General features: G+C 65.5%; 14 protein-coding genes. 8 read left to right on the forward strand and 6 right to left on the reverse strand.

Annotation, left to right across the window (positions count from 1 at the left end; genetic code table 11):
- Positions 1 to 40 precede the first annotated feature (40 nt).
- The gene (locus XM50_RS07110; RefSeq protein WP_046408667.1) at positions 41 to 2,581 is read right to left on the reverse strand and encodes a putative bifunctional diguanylate cyclase/phosphodiesterase; all 2,541 of its coding nucleotides are present in this window, start codon (positions 2,579 to 2,581) and stop codon (positions 41 to 43) included.
- A gap of 618 nt (positions 2,582 to 3,199) precedes the next feature.
- Between XM50_RS07110 and XM50_RS07115 the strand changes: the two genes are divergently transcribed.
- The 8 genes from XM50_RS07115 to XM50_RS07150 all read left to right on the forward strand — a co-directional run bounded on the left by XM50_RS07115 (position 3,200) and on the right by XM50_RS07150 (position 11,003).
- The gene (locus XM50_RS07115) at positions 3,200 to 4,213 is read left to right on the forward strand and encodes a GNAT family N-acetyltransferase (RefSeq protein WP_197075446.1); all 1,014 of its coding nucleotides are present in this window, start codon (positions 3,200 to 3,202) and stop codon (positions 4,211 to 4,213) included.
- Positions 4,214 to 4,358: 145 nt separating this feature from the next.
- Positions 4,359 to 5,447: a phytanoyl-CoA dioxygenase family protein gene (locus tag XM50_RS07120; protein ID WP_197075448.1), complete on the forward strand. Its 1,089-nt coding sequence runs from the start codon at positions 4,359 to 4,361 to the stop codon at positions 5,445 to 5,447.
- A gap of 213 nt (positions 5,448 to 5,660) precedes the next feature.
- Positions 5,661 to 6,053, forward strand: coding sequence for an ArsC family reductase (locus tag XM50_RS07125; RefSeq protein ID WP_046408670.1), 393 nt, complete (start codon positions 5,661 to 5,663; stop codon positions 6,051 to 6,053).
- A 45-nt stretch (positions 6,054 to 6,098) separates the two neighbouring features.
- Positions 6,099 to 6,959: a 3-methyl-2-oxobutanoate hydroxymethyltransferase gene (panB, locus tag XM50_RS07130; RefSeq protein WP_046408591.1), complete on the forward strand. Its 861-nt coding sequence runs from the start codon at positions 6,099 to 6,101 to the stop codon at positions 6,957 to 6,959.
- Between the two features lie 65 nt (positions 6,960 to 7,024).
- A complete protein-coding gene (locus XM50_RS07135) occupies positions 7,025 to 7,738 on the forward strand; it encodes a tetratricopeptide repeat protein (RefSeq protein WP_046408593.1) in 714 nt (237 codons plus the stop codon).
- Positions 7,735 to 9,057 carry an outer membrane protein assembly factor BamB family protein gene (locus XM50_RS07140; RefSeq protein WP_046408595.1) on the forward strand — a complete coding sequence of 441 codons (1,323 nt, stop codon included), beginning with the start codon at positions 7,735 to 7,737 and terminating at the stop codon, positions 9,055 to 9,057. The genes XM50_RS07135 and XM50_RS07140 overlap by 4 nt, the downstream gene beginning before the upstream one ends.
- 82 nt (positions 9,058 to 9,139) lie before the next feature.
- Positions 9,140 to 10,489 carry a ribosome biogenesis GTPase Der gene (gene der / locus XM50_RS07145; protein ID WP_046408597.1) on the forward strand — a complete coding sequence of 450 codons (1,350 nt, stop codon included), beginning with the start codon at positions 9,140 to 9,142 and terminating at the stop codon, positions 10,487 to 10,489.
- Between the two features lie 67 nt (positions 10,490 to 10,556).
- Positions 10,557 to 11,003 (forward strand): Hpt domain-containing protein, encoded by a 447-nt coding sequence (locus XM50_RS07150; RefSeq protein ID WP_156167198.1) that lies wholly within the window; start codon positions 10,557 to 10,559, stop codon positions 11,001 to 11,003.
- A gap of 95 nt (positions 11,004 to 11,098) precedes the next feature.
- On the opposite strand, the gene bfr is transcribed toward XM50_RS07150, so the two are convergent.
- The 5 genes from bfr to rpoH all read right to left on the reverse strand — a co-directional run bounded on the left by bfr (position 11,099) and on the right by rpoH (position 14,977).
- Positions 11,099 to 11,584, reverse strand: a complete 486-nt coding sequence (bfr, locus tag XM50_RS07155) for a bacterioferritin (protein ID WP_046408598.1) — start codon at positions 11,582 to 11,584, stop codon at positions 11,099 to 11,101.
- Positions 11,585 to 11,681: 97 nt separating this feature from the next.
- Positions 11,682 to 11,852, reverse strand: a complete 171-nt coding sequence (locus XM50_RS19595) for a (2Fe-2S)-binding protein (RefSeq protein WP_082102837.1) — start codon at positions 11,850 to 11,852, stop codon at positions 11,682 to 11,684.
- Between the two features lie 64 nt (positions 11,853 to 11,916).
- A complete protein-coding gene (locus tag XM50_RS07160) occupies positions 11,917 to 13,200 on the reverse strand; it encodes a DUF418 domain-containing protein (RefSeq protein ID WP_046408600.1) in 1,284 nt (427 codons plus the stop codon).
- A 12-nt stretch (positions 13,201 to 13,212) separates the two neighbouring features.
- On the reverse strand, positions 13,213 to 13,959 hold the full coding sequence (locus tag XM50_RS07165; protein ID WP_046408602.1) for a hypothetical protein: 747 nt from the start codon (positions 13,957 to 13,959) through the stop codon (positions 13,213 to 13,215).
- Between the two features lie 118 nt (positions 13,960 to 14,077).
- Positions 14,078 to 14,977, reverse strand: coding sequence for an RNA polymerase sigma factor RpoH (rpoH, locus tag XM50_RS07170; RefSeq protein ID WP_046408604.1), 900 nt, complete (start codon positions 14,975 to 14,977; stop codon positions 14,078 to 14,080).
- Positions 14,978 to 15,004: the final 27 nt, after the last annotated feature.

The raw sequence follows: 15,004 nt of genomic DNA on the forward strand, positions 1-15,004 counted from the left end.
CGGGTGTAGATGGTAGCCCCGGCGGTAGGAGCCGCGGGGTTCAGGCTTCCACCGCGGCGATCTTGATCGTCGGGCATGCCATGGCGGCAAGCGCGCGTTGCTGTGGCACGGGATCGGGCGCGGGGCGCGCGTAGTAGTAGCCCTGGCCGACGTGGCAGCCGAGGAGGCGGAGGCGGTGGGCCTGTGCCTCCGTCTCGATTCCTTCCGCGACCACGACCTTGCCCAAACCGCGGCCCATGCCGATGATCGCACGCACGATCGCCAGCGTCCCGCCGTCGCGTTCGTCGATGCTGGCGATGAACGAGCGGTCGATCTTGATGCGATCGACCGGCATCTGGCGCAGGTGGACCAGCGAGGCGTAGCCGGTGCCGAAATCGTCGAGCGCGATGGCAATGCCCGCCTCGTGCAGGGTGCGCAGGTTGGCGAGGATCGAATCAGCGCCACGATCCAGCATCACGCCCTCCGTCACCTCGATGCACAGCAGCGTGGGCGAGACATCGTGATAGCGCAGCCGTTCGAGCACGCGATCCGCGGCGCGCCGGCCGACGAGCTGCGCCGCGGTGAAATTGACGCTGAGCGTGCCGATCGAGGGGCCGTGACGACGGATCCATGCCAGCGCGAGATCGAGCACACGCTCCTGGATCAGCAGCCCGATCCGTTCCGCGACGAGGACATCGCCGAACCGCTCGGGCGTGATCATGCCATATTCGGGATGGTCCCAGCGCAGCAGCGCCTCATAGCCGCAGACCGCGCCCGAGGAGAGGGTGACGATCGGCTGCATGTGGAGCGCGAATTCGCCGCGCTCCAGCGCGCGGTGGGCGTCGTTGCTGAATTCGACCTGGAGGTCGCGTAGCGCGCGCTGCAGCGGATCGTACCGATAATAGCGCATCCGCCCGAGCCGCTTGGCATTGTAGAGCGCGAGATCGGCGTTCTGGTACAGGAGGTCGAGCGTCGTCGCATCTTCGGGATAGCGTGCCGAGCCGACGCTGAGCGAGATGGTGCGCTCCTCCCCCATGAAATGCCACGGGGCGCCCTGCATCGCGGCGATGGCGCGGGCGAGCACGGTTTCACATGCCTCGCCGCCCGGGCACAGGATGACGAATTCGTCGCCGCCGATGCGGGCGACCTGCGCGCCCGGGACCTGCGCGACACCGGTCGAGAGCAGGCGCGCGATCTCCCGCAGCAGGATGTCGCCGCCGGCGTGGCCGACGCGGTCGTTGGTATGCTTCAGGTAATCGACGTCGATCAGGAACAAGGTGAACGGCGTGCCGGCGAAGATCAGTTCCTCCGCCTCGTCCTTGAAGGCGGCGCGGTTGGCGAGGCCGGTGAGGAAGTCGGTGCGCGCCGCGGTGCGCAGCGCATTCGCCTCCGCCTGGACGATCTCTCGCCGTTGGCGGGACAGTTCGAGCTCCTGTCGAAGCATCCGGAAGCGGTCGGCGATCGCCAGCGAGAGGATCAGCCCCTCGAACGCCAGCGCGGCGAAGGTCGCCATATCGACGAAATCATTCTGCGGCGCGAAGCCCAGGTTGCGGGCGAGCCGCGCCAGGAAGACGCAGATCACCGGGCCCCAGCCGACCATGTAGAACCACACGACGCGGCTGCCGCGGCGGACCGCGATCCAGCACGACAGCGCGACGGTCACGCCGGTCGCTGCAATGGCATAGTTCAAGAGGCGATCGGTGATGATGGGCGGCAGCAACATATCGGCCGCGGCGAGCGGGCCGAGCACCGCGCCGGCGAGCGCCAGCGACCGGCCGGCGACCACCAGCGGCCGCGGCAGCATGCCGCGTTCGATCACCGCAAAGAAGAACATGTTGCCCGCCGCGACCATCAGGCCGACGAGGGTGAAATCGAGCCGTACTCCCGTCGGGCCGACCAGCCACGGGAAGACGAAGGCGGCCATGTTGGTCCATGTCAGACCATAAGCGAGCGCCGCAGTGAGCCAGAGCAGGTACCAGCGCTGAAAGGCATAGCGTTGCCCGGCATGGATCACGGCATTGTAGAGCAGCGCCGACAGCAGGGCGCCGGTGAACAGCCCCATCAGGATCAGCCAGCGCGCATCGTCGCGAAACGCAGTGTCGGGCGAGACGGCCACGACCTTGCGCATCAAGGACAGCGTGTCGAGCTTGCGAAAGCCGAGATACAGCGCGCGGGTGTCCGACCCGGCGCTTGCCACGGGGAAGCTGAGCAAGCCGCCCGCCGCCCAATTTTCCCCCAGTTCGCCGGCCGACCAGGTGGATCGCCGCGTGCTGTGGCGGTCGACCACCAGCACCGAAATCTTGTCGAAGCGGGTCTGATCGACCAGCAAGTGCCAGCCGGGGGCGAGCCCGTTCAGCAGCTTGTGATCGAGGCGCAGCCATATCCATTCGTGCTGGCGCGTGTCCGCCCGGTCGCCACAGGCATAGGGCGCAGCGGCGATGTCCTGCGGCGTGGTGCCGTCGGGCAGGCTGGTGACGCAGGCGGTGCGCAACAGGCCGATCTTTGTCGCTGCGGCACCCTGCGGAAGGAGGCTGGCGACCAACAGCAGCAACGCGCACAGAAATGCCCTCACGTTCGCCACCTGCCCCAACTTCCCCCTCATCACCTTCGCCCCGAACACGTCCTACCGACAAGTTCCTAACAGAAGGCAACTGTGCGGGGCGCCGGCCGCATTCCCGTCCTGCGACGGGCAGCATTTCGACACCCCGGGACCTTAGCGGATATTTGCCGTGGAAACCATGTTGTCGCGCTGGCTGGGCAGGTGAAGCGCGAGGCATGATCCCGGATGCGGCTGATACGACGCTGACGTAAGTACCGGCGCATCACCGCCCGAATAGCGCTCGCTCCGGCTGACGATTGTCTTGCTACGTCCGTCATTTGATCTGATGACAGCTATGACCGGACGTAGCCCTTAGCTTTTTTTGCTTGCGGAATTGCGCTTGGGACAGCTGCGGCGGCGGAGAGTAGGGATGCGCGCGACCAAAGATGCGATGACATCCTTAGCGCAATCTTATTGATTCTCATTCTATTCGGCGATGTTAGGGAGCATCACGTGGTAGAACGCCGCATCGTACCGGAAGCCGACATTCGGGTCGAAGTCGCCCACGGAATTTCGCCGAAGCTGGACGCACCGGCGTCGCGACTCTGGTCCGGGGCCTGCTTCATGGGCGCGGCTTGGTTCAAGGCGGCCAATGCGACTGATGCCCGGACGGTGCTGGCGATGCGGCCGGACGGCAGCACGGTCGCTGCCATACCCTTTGCCGGCCTTGGGCCTTCTTTGATGGGCATCCGCGCCGTCCCGGGCAGTTACTGGCCGTTCCGCTCCATCGCTGTGGCCGCGGATGCTCAGCCGGCCGAGCTACAGGCGTTGCTGTCAGCGCCGCGAGCGCGCCGGGCACTCTCGCCGGTGTGGCGGGTGGGTCCGGTGCTAAGAGAAGATCTGGCGGTCGCGATGCTGGAACAGGCCGCGGTCCGCTCGGGCTGGACGGTTCTGGTTCGGACGCTCGGGAAGACCTTCGTACTTAGCCTGCGCGATCAGATCGATAGCGGCGGCTGGCCGAGAAAATCGACACGCCGGCGCCTGGAAAACTACGAGCGGCAACTGGCGAAAAAGGGAGAGCTTCACGTTCGCTTCGTCACCGGGTCCGCCTGGAACGAAGGCGTCTTTGAGGCGCTGGCTGCGATTGAGGCGAATAGCTGGGTCGGCCGAAGAAGCGATGGCAGGGGCGCTCAGTTTCTCGCGGCTGGTCAATGCGCGCTGTGGCGCCGTGCAGTCGGCGATCCCCAAATTGCGGAGGCTCTCTCCGCGACCATCCTGACCGTCGGCGGGGAGCCGGCAGCCTTTTCCTTCGATCTTCGGGCAGGCGAGCGTCAGTACAGCATCGCCAGCAGCTATGACGAGCGCTTCGCAGCGGCCCGGCCGGGCAAGATCGTCACATATCGCCAGCTTCAGTGGGCTGCCGGTCAGGGTGTCCAGACGGTAGACCTGGGCGTTGGCGATAGCGGCTACAAGCAGGAGATGGGCGCGCGGCCGGGTTCGCAGATGATCGACCTGTTGATCGTGCGAAGCTCACCCCTCGGCTGGCTCCTCAGCTTCAAATGGGGACCGAAGTCGGAGCTTGCGCGTACCGACTTGCCCACGAGCATGGATGCGCGCCGGCACCGCAATCGGATCGTCGCGCAGGTCGCCACCGCAGCCGCCGTCGCGGCGGCAGCATTCGCCGTCGGCCGGTGACGCACCCCCATGGCGCCGCGCCGTCCCCGATAACGTGATTTAGCGCGTCGCCATGAGTTGGCCCACAGTCTTCGACACATCAGGCATGAGTGTACCGAAAAGGTGGGTCGTAAGGCGAATGCCGGATCAAAATGAGGCAGCGGACATGAAGTTAGAGACCCGCAATGAAATGTCCTTGTTTGAAGTGCCCGCTACCTTGAACGCGGACGGCAAGCTGACGGACGCCTGCGTTCAACAAGCCCTGACGGTGATGAACCGGGAGGGCTTCGTCATCTTCACGGACCTGATGTCGGACGAGGAATCAGATGTTGGCCTAGAACTGATTCGTCAAACAATCGAGGATCCTGATCGCGTCCGGGGCTCATTCGCCAGCGAGACTGACAATCGTTACGTGCGTCGCGACTTTTGCTCTCTGCCTTCGACGATGCCGGTATTGAGCTTTGCTGCCATGTTGGCGCAGCGCATTGAACCCGTCATCTCAACCTATTGTGCCCGAACGCATCCGCTGCTGGAGGTCACCACATTGACCAGCTATATTGGCTCGTCGCATCAATATGTTCACCGTGATCCAGCCGGTGTAATCAGTCTCTTTGCCGCCGTGGCAGATGTATCAGAGGCTCAAGGCGGGACGGTGTTCATTCCGGGGACGCACTTGGACGGCCGCGCCGAAGAGCGGCGTGGCGCCACGGCTCATGAGCTAATGGAGCTGTTTCGGGTAAAAAGTAATGCCTCCATCCTTTGCTACAACCTGGCGAAGCTGTGGAGAATGCTCAAACAAGGAAAGACATCCTTGGCGTGGGGCGAATTCCGTGATCGCGTATTTTCCAGCGCGTGGGATGAGCATCAGCCGAATTTGATGCGCTTCATCTTGGGGAAGAACTCGCAATTCAGTATTCGGAACCTGGGCCCAAGGACATTATGGAGGCTTTATAAGCATCGCGATGTGCTCAGTGAAATGTTCCATTTGGTGCAGACGGCGCCCCGTAAGGGTACGGTCATCTTATATCAAAGTGACCTGCTCCATGCCGGACCCGACAACCGATCGCCGCATCCTCGGCGCCTCTTCAGCATGAGTATCGCGCGGAACCCGGTTGAGCCCAAAGCCTGGCATGCCGGGTATTCGCCACACCCCACGCTCATCGCCAATTCCATAAGCCTTGGTGATCTTCTGGATCTTCCTGCCTTCCTTGCCGCCCCGGTTGCTGGGTCGCGAGATGAGATGGCTAGCGGATAAGTCCCGCAGTACCGAATCCGCGTTGAAGCCCCCGAGGAGGCGAAGCTGGTCTGGTGTGACCGTCATGACAGTCGCAAGCTGACGGTGCGTTTCCGGCCGACTCAGAGCCATGCCTCGCCGAACCTGCCGCGCCTGCACCTGGCGCGCGAGAACGCCGACTGCTTTTGCGGTCACAAACCGCTATCAGCGCTGCTGAAGGTGACGAGGGTGATGATGGCGACGACGGTTTACGGGATTCCGAATTGCGACACGGTGAAGAAGGCGCGGGTGTGGCTGGACGGCCAGGCGGTCGGCTATCGCTTTCACAATTGGAAGACCGATGGCGTCGACGGTGACGTGCTGAACCGCGCGATTGCGCAGCATGGATGGGAGCGGGTGCTCAATCGGCAGGGCACGACGTTTCGCAAATTGCCCGAGGAGGAGCGCGCGTCGCTGGACGCGGCAACGGCGCTGCGGATCATGCAGGAGCACCCATCGACCATCAAGCGCCCGATCCTCGTCGTCGATGACGTGATCGCGGTGGGTTTTTCGCCGGATGGTTTCCAGCAGGCGCTGGAAGCCGCGGGCCGACAGGAGGCGGCGCAGGAGGGAGCGCAGGGGAACTGAGGTCTGCCGCTGGATTGCCCGGCACGAACCCGCTAAGCGCCCATCATGTCCACGACCTTCACGATCGACAGCTCGACCAGCCGGGCAACGCCGGTGGCGACACCGATGAAGCGGGTGACGGTTCCCGCCGTGCGCCAGCGCAAGGGCAAGGAGCCGCTGGTGATGCTGACCGCGTACACCGTGCGCATGGCGCAGATCCTGGATCCGCATTGCGACATGCTGCTGGTCGGCGACAGCCTGGGTCAGGTGATCTACGGCCTTCCTTCGACCGTGCCCGTCACGCTGGACATGATGGCGGCGCACGGGGCCGCGGTGGTGCGCGGCAGCTATCATGCGATGGTCATCGTCGACATGCCGTTCGGCAGCTATGAGGCGAGCCCGGAAAAGGCGTTCGAAAGCGCGGCCTGGCTGCTGAAGCAGACCGGCGCGGCGGCGGTGAAGCTGGAGGGTGGGGCGGCGATGGCCCCCACCGTGGCATTTCTGTCGGAGCGCGGCATTCCGGTGATGGCGCATGTCGGGCTGACGCCGCAGGCGGTGAACGCGCTGGGCGGTTATGGCGCGCGCGGCCGGTCCGAGGCCGAGGCGAAGAAGATCGTCGGCGATGCGCAGGCCGTCGCGGCGGCGGGCGCCTTCTCGATCGTCATCGAGGGCGTGATGGAGCCGATCGCGGTGGAGATCACCCGCTCGGTCGCGATTCCCACCATCGGCATCGGCGCCTCTGCGGAGTGCGACGGCCAGGTATTGGTGACCGAGGACATGCTGGGCATGTTCGAGCGCGTGCCCAAGTTCGTGAAGCGTTATGGCGACATGGCAGGCTATATCGGCGAACGCGCCGCAAGCTATGCCGATGAGGTGCGGCAACGGGCATTTCCGGGCGCCGACCAGATCTACGTTCCGAAATCCTGAGCCGCTTTTGTTTTTCCAGCGGTGAGCGTATCGTCCGCCGCCTTTCCGACAAGTTGGAGTAAGCCGTGGCGCTGACGCCGCAAAACAACGAAGCCTTCCTGCGTGAAGTCGACGAGGAACTCCGCAAGGAGCAGGCGGCCGCTTTGGCGAAACGCTGGGGGTTGGCGATTGCCATTCTTCTGGTGGTGGGCCTGGCGATCTTTGCCGGCTACCTGTTCTGGCGCCACCAGCAGAATGAAGCCGCCGGCCGCGAGGGCGAGCAGCTTCAGCTGGTCTGGGACGAACTGGCGGCCAACAATGCCGCCAAGGCGTCGCCGGAGCTCGCCAAGCTCGCCGATTCCAGCGCGCCCGGCTATCGCGCGGTGGCGCTGTTCACCGAGGCCGACCTGCTGCTGCAGAAGGACGACCTGAAAGGTGCGGCTGCCAAGTTCGGCGCGATCGCATCCGACACGTCGCTGGCAGAACCGTTCCGCGACCTGGCGCTGATCCGACAGACGAGCGCGGAATATGATTCGCTGAAGCCCGAGCAGGTGGTCGAGCGGCTGCGCGCGATCGCGGTGCCGGAGAACCCGTATTTCGGCAGCGCCGGCGAACTGGTGGCAATGGCCTATCTGAAGCAGAACAAGCGCGACCTGGCGGGTCGGCTGTTCGGGCAGATCGCCCAGGCGGAGCAGGTGCCGCCGTCGATCCGTCAACGCGCAGTTCAGATGGCGGGCCTATTGGGCGTCGATGCCGTGCCGGCCGAGGCAGGCACGAAAGAGGACGTGACGAAGCAATGAAGAGATCGATTGCCGCGCCCATCGCCCTCGCGGCGCTGATGGGGCTGAGCGCCTGCGGCGTGTTCAAGGGTTCGCCCAAGAAGACGCCGACGGTCGGTAACCGCGTTCCGATCCTGGTGGCCGAAAGCGCGGCGGAGGTCGATCCGTCGCTGGCCGGCGTCCAGGTGCTGTTGCCGCCCGCAGTGGTGAACACCGAATGGGCCCAGCCGGGCGGCAATGCCGCCAAGTCGATGGGCCAGCTGGCGCTGGGCGCATCGCCCGCGCGCGTGTGGACGGCATCGATCAACGGCGGCTCCAACCGGCAGCGGCTGGGCGCGGCGCCGGTCATCGCCGAAGGGCGTGTGTTCGTCGTCGACGTGGAAGCGAACGTCCATGCCTTTTCCGCCGAGACGGGCGCAAGCCAGTGGACCACCGCGCTGTCCGATGGCGACGCCAACAAGGCGGCGCTGTTCGGCGGCGGGGCAAGCTTTGACGGCGGGCGCGTCTATGCGACCGACGGGCTGGGCGATGTCGTCGCGCTGAACGCGACCGATGGCGCCGTCGTATGGCGGTCGAAGCCGGGCGGTCCGCTGCGCGGCGCGCCGACCGTCGCCAACGGCCAGGTCTATGTGCTGAGCCAGGACAATCAGTTGTTCGCGCTCGACCAGAATGACGGCAAGGTCGTGTGGACGGCCACCGCCAGCGTCGAGACGCAGGGCGTGTTCGGCGTCGCGGCGCCCGCGGCCGCATCGGGCACGATCGTTGCGGGCTTCTCCTCGGGCGAGCTCAACGCCTATCGCTACGAGAACGGCCGCACCCTGTGGCAGGACGCACTGTCGCGCACCAGTTCGTCGACGTCGGTGTCGAGCCTTGCCGATATCGATGCCGAGCCGGTGATCGCCGACGGCCGCGTCTACGCCGTCGGGCAGGGCGGGCGCATGGTGGCGGTGGAGATCGCGACCGGCCAGCGGCTGTGGGAGCAGAATTTCGCCAGCATCACGACGCCGTGGCTGGCCGGCGAATGGCTGTTCATCGTCACCGATGATGCGCGGCTGGTCTGCCTGTCGCGGGCCAACGGCAAGGTGCGCTGGATCAACCAGTTGCAGGCCTATCGCAATGTCGAGAAGCGCAAGGGCCCTTATACCTGGTTCGGCCCGGTGCTGGCCGGTGACCGGCTGTGGCTGACCAATTCGCGCGGACAGCTGGTCGGCACGTCGCCGGCCGACGGCAGCGTTCAGGTGACGATCGACAACGGCGCGCCGTTCACGCTGTCGCCCGTCGTCGCCAACCAGACGATGTACGTCCTTGACCAGAAGGGGCGGCTGTCGGCCTATCGCTGATCGGGGACCGGCAGTGATGCCGGCTCCTGCGAGCAGCACGCTGCGGCTTCCGCTGTCGGGCGGGGCGCTGTAGGGGCACGTGATGGCACGTCTTCCCACTGTTGCGATTGTTGGCCGACCCAATGTCGGCAAATCGACCCTGTTCAACCGCCTGGTCGGCAAGAAGCTGGCGCTGGTCGACGACCGGCCCGGCGTGACGCGCGACCGGCGCGAGGGCGAGGCGCACCTGCTGGGGCTCGATTTCCGCGTGGTCGATACCGCGGGCTATGAGGATCACGACCCGCAGTCGCTGCCCGGGCGGATGCGGATGCAGACCGAGGCCGCCGTGGCGCAGGCCGATGTCGCGCTGTTCATGATCGATTCGCGCGCCGGCATCGTACCGCTGGACGAGGAGATCGGCCGTTGGCTGCGCGGATCGACCACGCCGATCGTGCTGGTCGCCAACAAGGCCGAGGGCCGGTCGGGCGAGCAGGGCGTGCTGGAAGCGCTGGCGCTTGGCTTTGGCGATCCGGTGCAATTGTCCGCCGAGCATGGCGAGGGCGTCGCGGACCTGTTCGAGGCGCTGCTGCCGTACCTGGAGCGCGACGAGGAGGACGTTCCCGACGAGGACGAGGAAGATCCCGCCGCGCCGCTGAAGCTGGCGATCGTCGGGCGGCCGAACGCCGGCAAGTCGACGCTGGTCAACCGGATGCTGGGCGAGGACCGCATGATCACCGGTCCCGAGGCCGGGATCACGCGCGATTCGATCGCCATCGACTGGGAGTGGCAGGGCCGCCCGGTGCGGCTGATCGACACGGCCGGGATGCGCAAGCGCGCCAAGGTCCAGGACAAGCTGGAGAAATTGTCGGTCGCCGATGCGCTGCATGCGGTGGATTTTGCCGAGGTCGTGGTGCTGCTGCTCGATGCGACGCTGGGGCTGGAGTCGCAGGACCTGCGCATCGCCGACCGCGTGCTGGAGGAAGGCCGCGCGCTGATCATCGCGCTGAACAAATGGGACGTCGCGGACAACCCCTCGTCGTTGTTCAACGGCGTCAAGGCGGCGCTGGGCGATGGCCTGAGCCAGGTGAAGGGCGTGCCGCTGATCACCGTGTCGGCGATGACGGGACGCGGCATCGACCAGTTGCTGGCCGCCGCGTTCGAGACGCGCGAGGCATGGTCGCGGCGCGTGCCGACGGGCGAACTCAACCGCTGGTTCGAGCGTGCGATCGAGGCGAACCCGCCACCCGCGCCGGGCGGCAAGCGGATCAAGATGCGCTACGTCACGCAGGTGAAGACGCGCCCGCCCAGCTTCGTCATCTTCGGCACGCGCGTGGACCAGCTGCCGGCCAGCTACGAGCGGTATCTGGTCAATTCGCTGCGGCGCGACCTGGGCTTTGGCGCGGTGCCGATCCGGTTGACGCTGCGCGCGCCCAAAAATCCGTTCGGTAGCTGACGCTTACCTGCTGTTTACCGTGATGGCCTAGGCCGGGCGGCGAACAACGATCGCACGAGATGCGACAATGGGGGAAGCAAGCGTGTCACTCGAGCCGGGAATCCTGGTGGACCGGGAAGCCTTTGCCAAGGCCAGGGCGGAGCTTGGGGCGGGATTCCAGCGCATCCTGGGCTATTTCCGCGAGGACGGGATCAAGTCGGTTTCAGCGATCGAGGCGGCAATGCGCGCCAAGAATGCGGCCGGCCTGATAATCCCGGCGCACACGCTGAAGGGCGAGGCGCGGCAGTTCGGCGCGGCGCCGCTGGCCGAACTGGCGGAGCGGATCGAGACGATGGGGCGCGACTGCGTCGAAACGCGCGATACGCCGGAGGACGTGCTGGAGGATGTGGTCGCGCTGCGCCCGCTGTTCACCCAGACGCTGGCGCTGCTGGAGCGCGAGGCGGGGCCGGCGCCGGTGCGGCGGTCGGCGGCCGGGTTCGGGCGGCGGACGTCACCGGCGAATATCATCGGATAGCAGGACGCCGCGGCGCGGCATTTGGCTAGAGCGAGCGCCGGCGTGGCGCGCCGGGACAGGGCAGGCGCCACCCGCGGGATGGCGCCTGTACCGTATCAGCCGTGCGGCTTGTCAGCCTCTGCATTGAGCTGGATGTAGTTCTGCAGCCCCATGCGCTCGATCATCTCGAACTGGCGTTCGAGCGTGTCGACATGCTCTTCCTCACTGATGAGGATACGGGTGAACAGGTCGCGGCTGCCGAAGTCCTTGACCTCTTCACAATAAGTGATCGCGGCCTTCAGCTGGGCGACGGCCTCGATCTCCATCGCGAGATCGGCCTTCAGCACCTCCTCGACGGTCTCACCAATGCGCAGGCGGCCGAGCAGCTGGAAATTGGGCAGGCCATCGAGGAAGAGGATTCGCTCGGCGAGCCAATCCGCATGCTTCATCTCGTCGATGGATTCGTGCCGCTCATATTCGGCGAGCTTCTTGACGCCCCAATGTTCGAGCAGGCGATAGTGCAACCAATATTGATTGATTGCCGTCAGCTCGTTCTTCAGCGTCTCGTTAAGAAACTCGATGACGCGCGGGTCGCCCTTCATTGAAATACCTCCATGTCGTTCCCGTTCTTACCTTGGGACGTGGAGGGTCAGCAATCAAAAATTGGCGGATTTCCGCGGTTTTTAGAATGTGCGAATGTTATGCAGCAGCACGCTCTTCATCGATAATGGCTCGCGCGAAGGGCGTGCATTGACCGCATTTCGGCTGGCGGCCGAGCGAACGATAGGCCTGGCATGCCGTCGTCGAGCCGGCGCGCGCCGCCTCGCGGACCTGGGTTTCACGAATAGCATTGCAAACGCAAACGACCATGAAGAGCACCTTTCGTTGATAGGTGCATATCGCTCATGAGAACAGGTCGCAACTATAATTGCGTCTAATTCGCAAAAGAGCGCTGGTCGGAGGGTGACCGGCGACGAAATGGTTGGCGCTTCCCGAACGTCAGCGAGCGCCACGCCCATTCGAGCGGGCCGGCGGCGAATCGATCGAGCCAGGGTTTCGACCAGAGGAGCATCAGCGCCCAAATCGCGGCGACCACAGGATAAAGCTGCCAACGCTGGAGATAGCCGAACCACCCGAGGCCGTAGCCGTAGAAGAGGAGGGTGCAGATGATGCTGGTCGCGAGATAATTGGTGAAGGCCATCCGCCCGGCCGCCGTCAGCCGGATTGGTAACCAGGCGGTCGGAATGCGGGTGATCAGCGCCATGATGAGGATGGCATGGGCGAGCGCCATGGCGGGGCGGAGGAGCACGAGGTGCAACGGCTCCGCCAGCATCAGCACGATCGGATCGAAGTTCGAGGCGCTGATCCAGAGCGCCAGCGCGACATAGGCGGGGAGGCACAGGCCGTAGCCGATCAGGAGCACCGCGCGCGTCCACCGGGCGGGCCAGTCGCCGGTGAAGAAGCCGCTGCGGAACAGCGCCATGCCGAGCAGCATCAGCCCGGTTGTCTCGGCGGCGAGATCGGGGAAGATCTGCCGCTGGGCCTGCCACGCCAGCGTTGCGCGCATCGCGGTGACTTGCTGCCAGTCCCCGCGGAAGGCGGCCAACTCCGCCGGGACGGTCGCGCGCAGGCTGTCCATCTCCGCTTGATAGTGGGCCCATTCGGCGAGGATTGCGGGGGACGCGCGGGGCGACAGGGCAAGCGCGCGGAAATGCTCGGCCGCCGCATGATCGATGATGCCGCTGACGAGCGGGGCGGCGATCAGCAGGGTAGCGATCGCGAACATGCGGGGGAGGGGCCAGTCGCGCGCGACGAACACCAGCGCGCCGCACAGGGCGTAGAGCACCAGAATGTCGCCGGGCCAGATCAGATAGGCGTGGACCATCCCGATCGCGAACAGCGTCGCCATGCGCGCATAATGGATGCGGGCCGGAGACCTGCCGCTGCGCAGCGACCGATCGGCGATCAACAGGGTCGAGGCGCCGAACAGCATCGTGAACAGGCCGCGCATCTTGCCGTCGGCGAGGATGAAGGCGAGCGCCCAGGCCCACCAATTGGCGCCGGTGCTGCCGCCGTAGACGGTGGGATCGACATAGGCATAGCTCGGCATCGCGAAGGCGACGATGTTGAGCAGGAGGATGCCGAGAACGGCGAAGCCGCGCACGCTGTCGATCGCGGTGATCCGGCCGGGCGCGCGGACAGGGGCGGCGATGCTCATGCGCGGCAGCGATCAGCGCGGAATGAGGGCAAGGTTCCGCCGTTCGGCCGCGTGGCGCGCGGCGAGGAAGATCGCGCCGGTTGAGGCGAGCGCGAGGAAGCCGACCACCAATGAGTCAAGGACCATCGCCAGCCACACGACCCAGGGCGGCGCGCCGACCGGGAGGATGTTCAGCGCCTGATGCAGCGCGGCGAGCGGCAGGAAGCCGGCGATCATGTAGACCACGGCGCGCCAGAAACTGCCGGCCATGATCGCGATCGAGCGCAGCGGACCGATCGCCGTGTTACCCAGCGGCCAGGCCACGCGCCATGCGGAAAGATAGATGCCGAGTACGGCGGCGAGCACGCCCAGCGCTAGCGAGGCATATTCCCACCAGGCGAAGGGAAGGTCGAGAACGAGGCCCGGCGGCGGCCCGAACAGCGAGAGCCACTGGACCATGGCAAGGATCGCGAACTGGATGCCGAACAGGGTCACGGCCGGCCGCTCGACCTTCTTGGCCCAGGCGGCGTCGCGCCCGGAGGCCATGAAGCGGATGAACCAATAGGAGGGCAGCAGCATCGCCAGGATCTTGGCGAAGCCCAGCGACAGGCGGCGTTGATCGAGCGCGGCGGTGGCGCGGAAGCCCTGCGAGAAGAGGCCAAGGTCGATCTCCACCACGTGCTGACCGAATTCGAGCACCGCGGGGATCGAGAACAGGATCGGGAGTGCCAGCGCGAAGGCGAGGCAGTCGGCGTATAATTGCTTGATGTCGCGCCACATCGTTTCGTCGTCACCTGTCCTTGGCGGCGGGGGTGGGCGACGGCGCGCGGGGTTTCAAGCGGTAATTGGCAGGCGGTCCTGCCGGGGCACCGATCGACGCCCCGGCAGGCCGTGTCCGTCAGGCCGGCAGAAGCCGCTTTTCGCCGGCGACCTTCATCATCGCCTTCTGCAGCTTTTCAAAGGCGCGCACCTCGATCTGGCGGACGCGTTCGCGGCTGACGCCATAGACCTGGCTCAGTTCCTCGAGCGTCTTGGGATCGTCGGTCAGGCGACGCTCGGTCAGAATGTGCTTTTCACGATCGTTCAGGCTGTCCATCGCGCTGACGAGCATGTCGTGGCGGACTTCAGCTTCCTGCGCATCGGCAACGATCTGATCCTGCAGGGGCGAATCGTCCTGCAGCCAATCCTGCCACTGGCCCTCGCCATCCTCGCGCATCGAGACGTTGAGCGACGTGTCGCCGCCCATCGCCATGCGGCGGTTCATGCTGACCACGTCGGCCTCGCTGACGCCCAGATCGGTTGCGATCTTGGTCAGATCCTCCGGCTTCAGATCGCCGTCCTCGAACGCATCGAGACGAGCCTTCATCCGGCGCAGGTTGAAGAACAGCTTCTTCTGCGCGGCGGTGGTGCCCATCTTCACCAGGCTCCACGAGCGCAGGATGAATTCCTGGATCGAGGCGCGGATCCACCACATCGCATACGTGGCGAGGCGGAAGCCGCGATCGGGCTCGAACTTCTTCACGCCCTGCATCAGGCCGATATTGCCCTCGCTGATCAGCTCGGACACGGGCAGGCCATAGCCGCGATAGCCCATCGCGATCTTCGCGACGAGACGCAGGTGGCTGGTGACGAGCTGAGCTGCCGCCTCAGGATCGCCATGTTCCTGGAAACGCTTGGCGAGCATATATTCCTGCTCGGGCGCCAGGATCGGAAACTTCTTGATCTCGGCGAGATAGCGGTTGAGGCTCTGCTCGCCGCCGAGAGCGGGGATCGTCGCTGGGACGTTGCCGCTAGCCATGAGTACCTAATCTCCCTTTCCGGGGAA

The sequence above is a fragment of the Sphingomonas sp. Ag1 genome (genome assembly GCF_000980895.1).
Classification (GTDB): Bacteria; Pseudomonadota; Alphaproteobacteria; order Sphingomonadales; family Sphingomonadaceae; genus Sphingomonas; species Sphingomonas panaciterrae.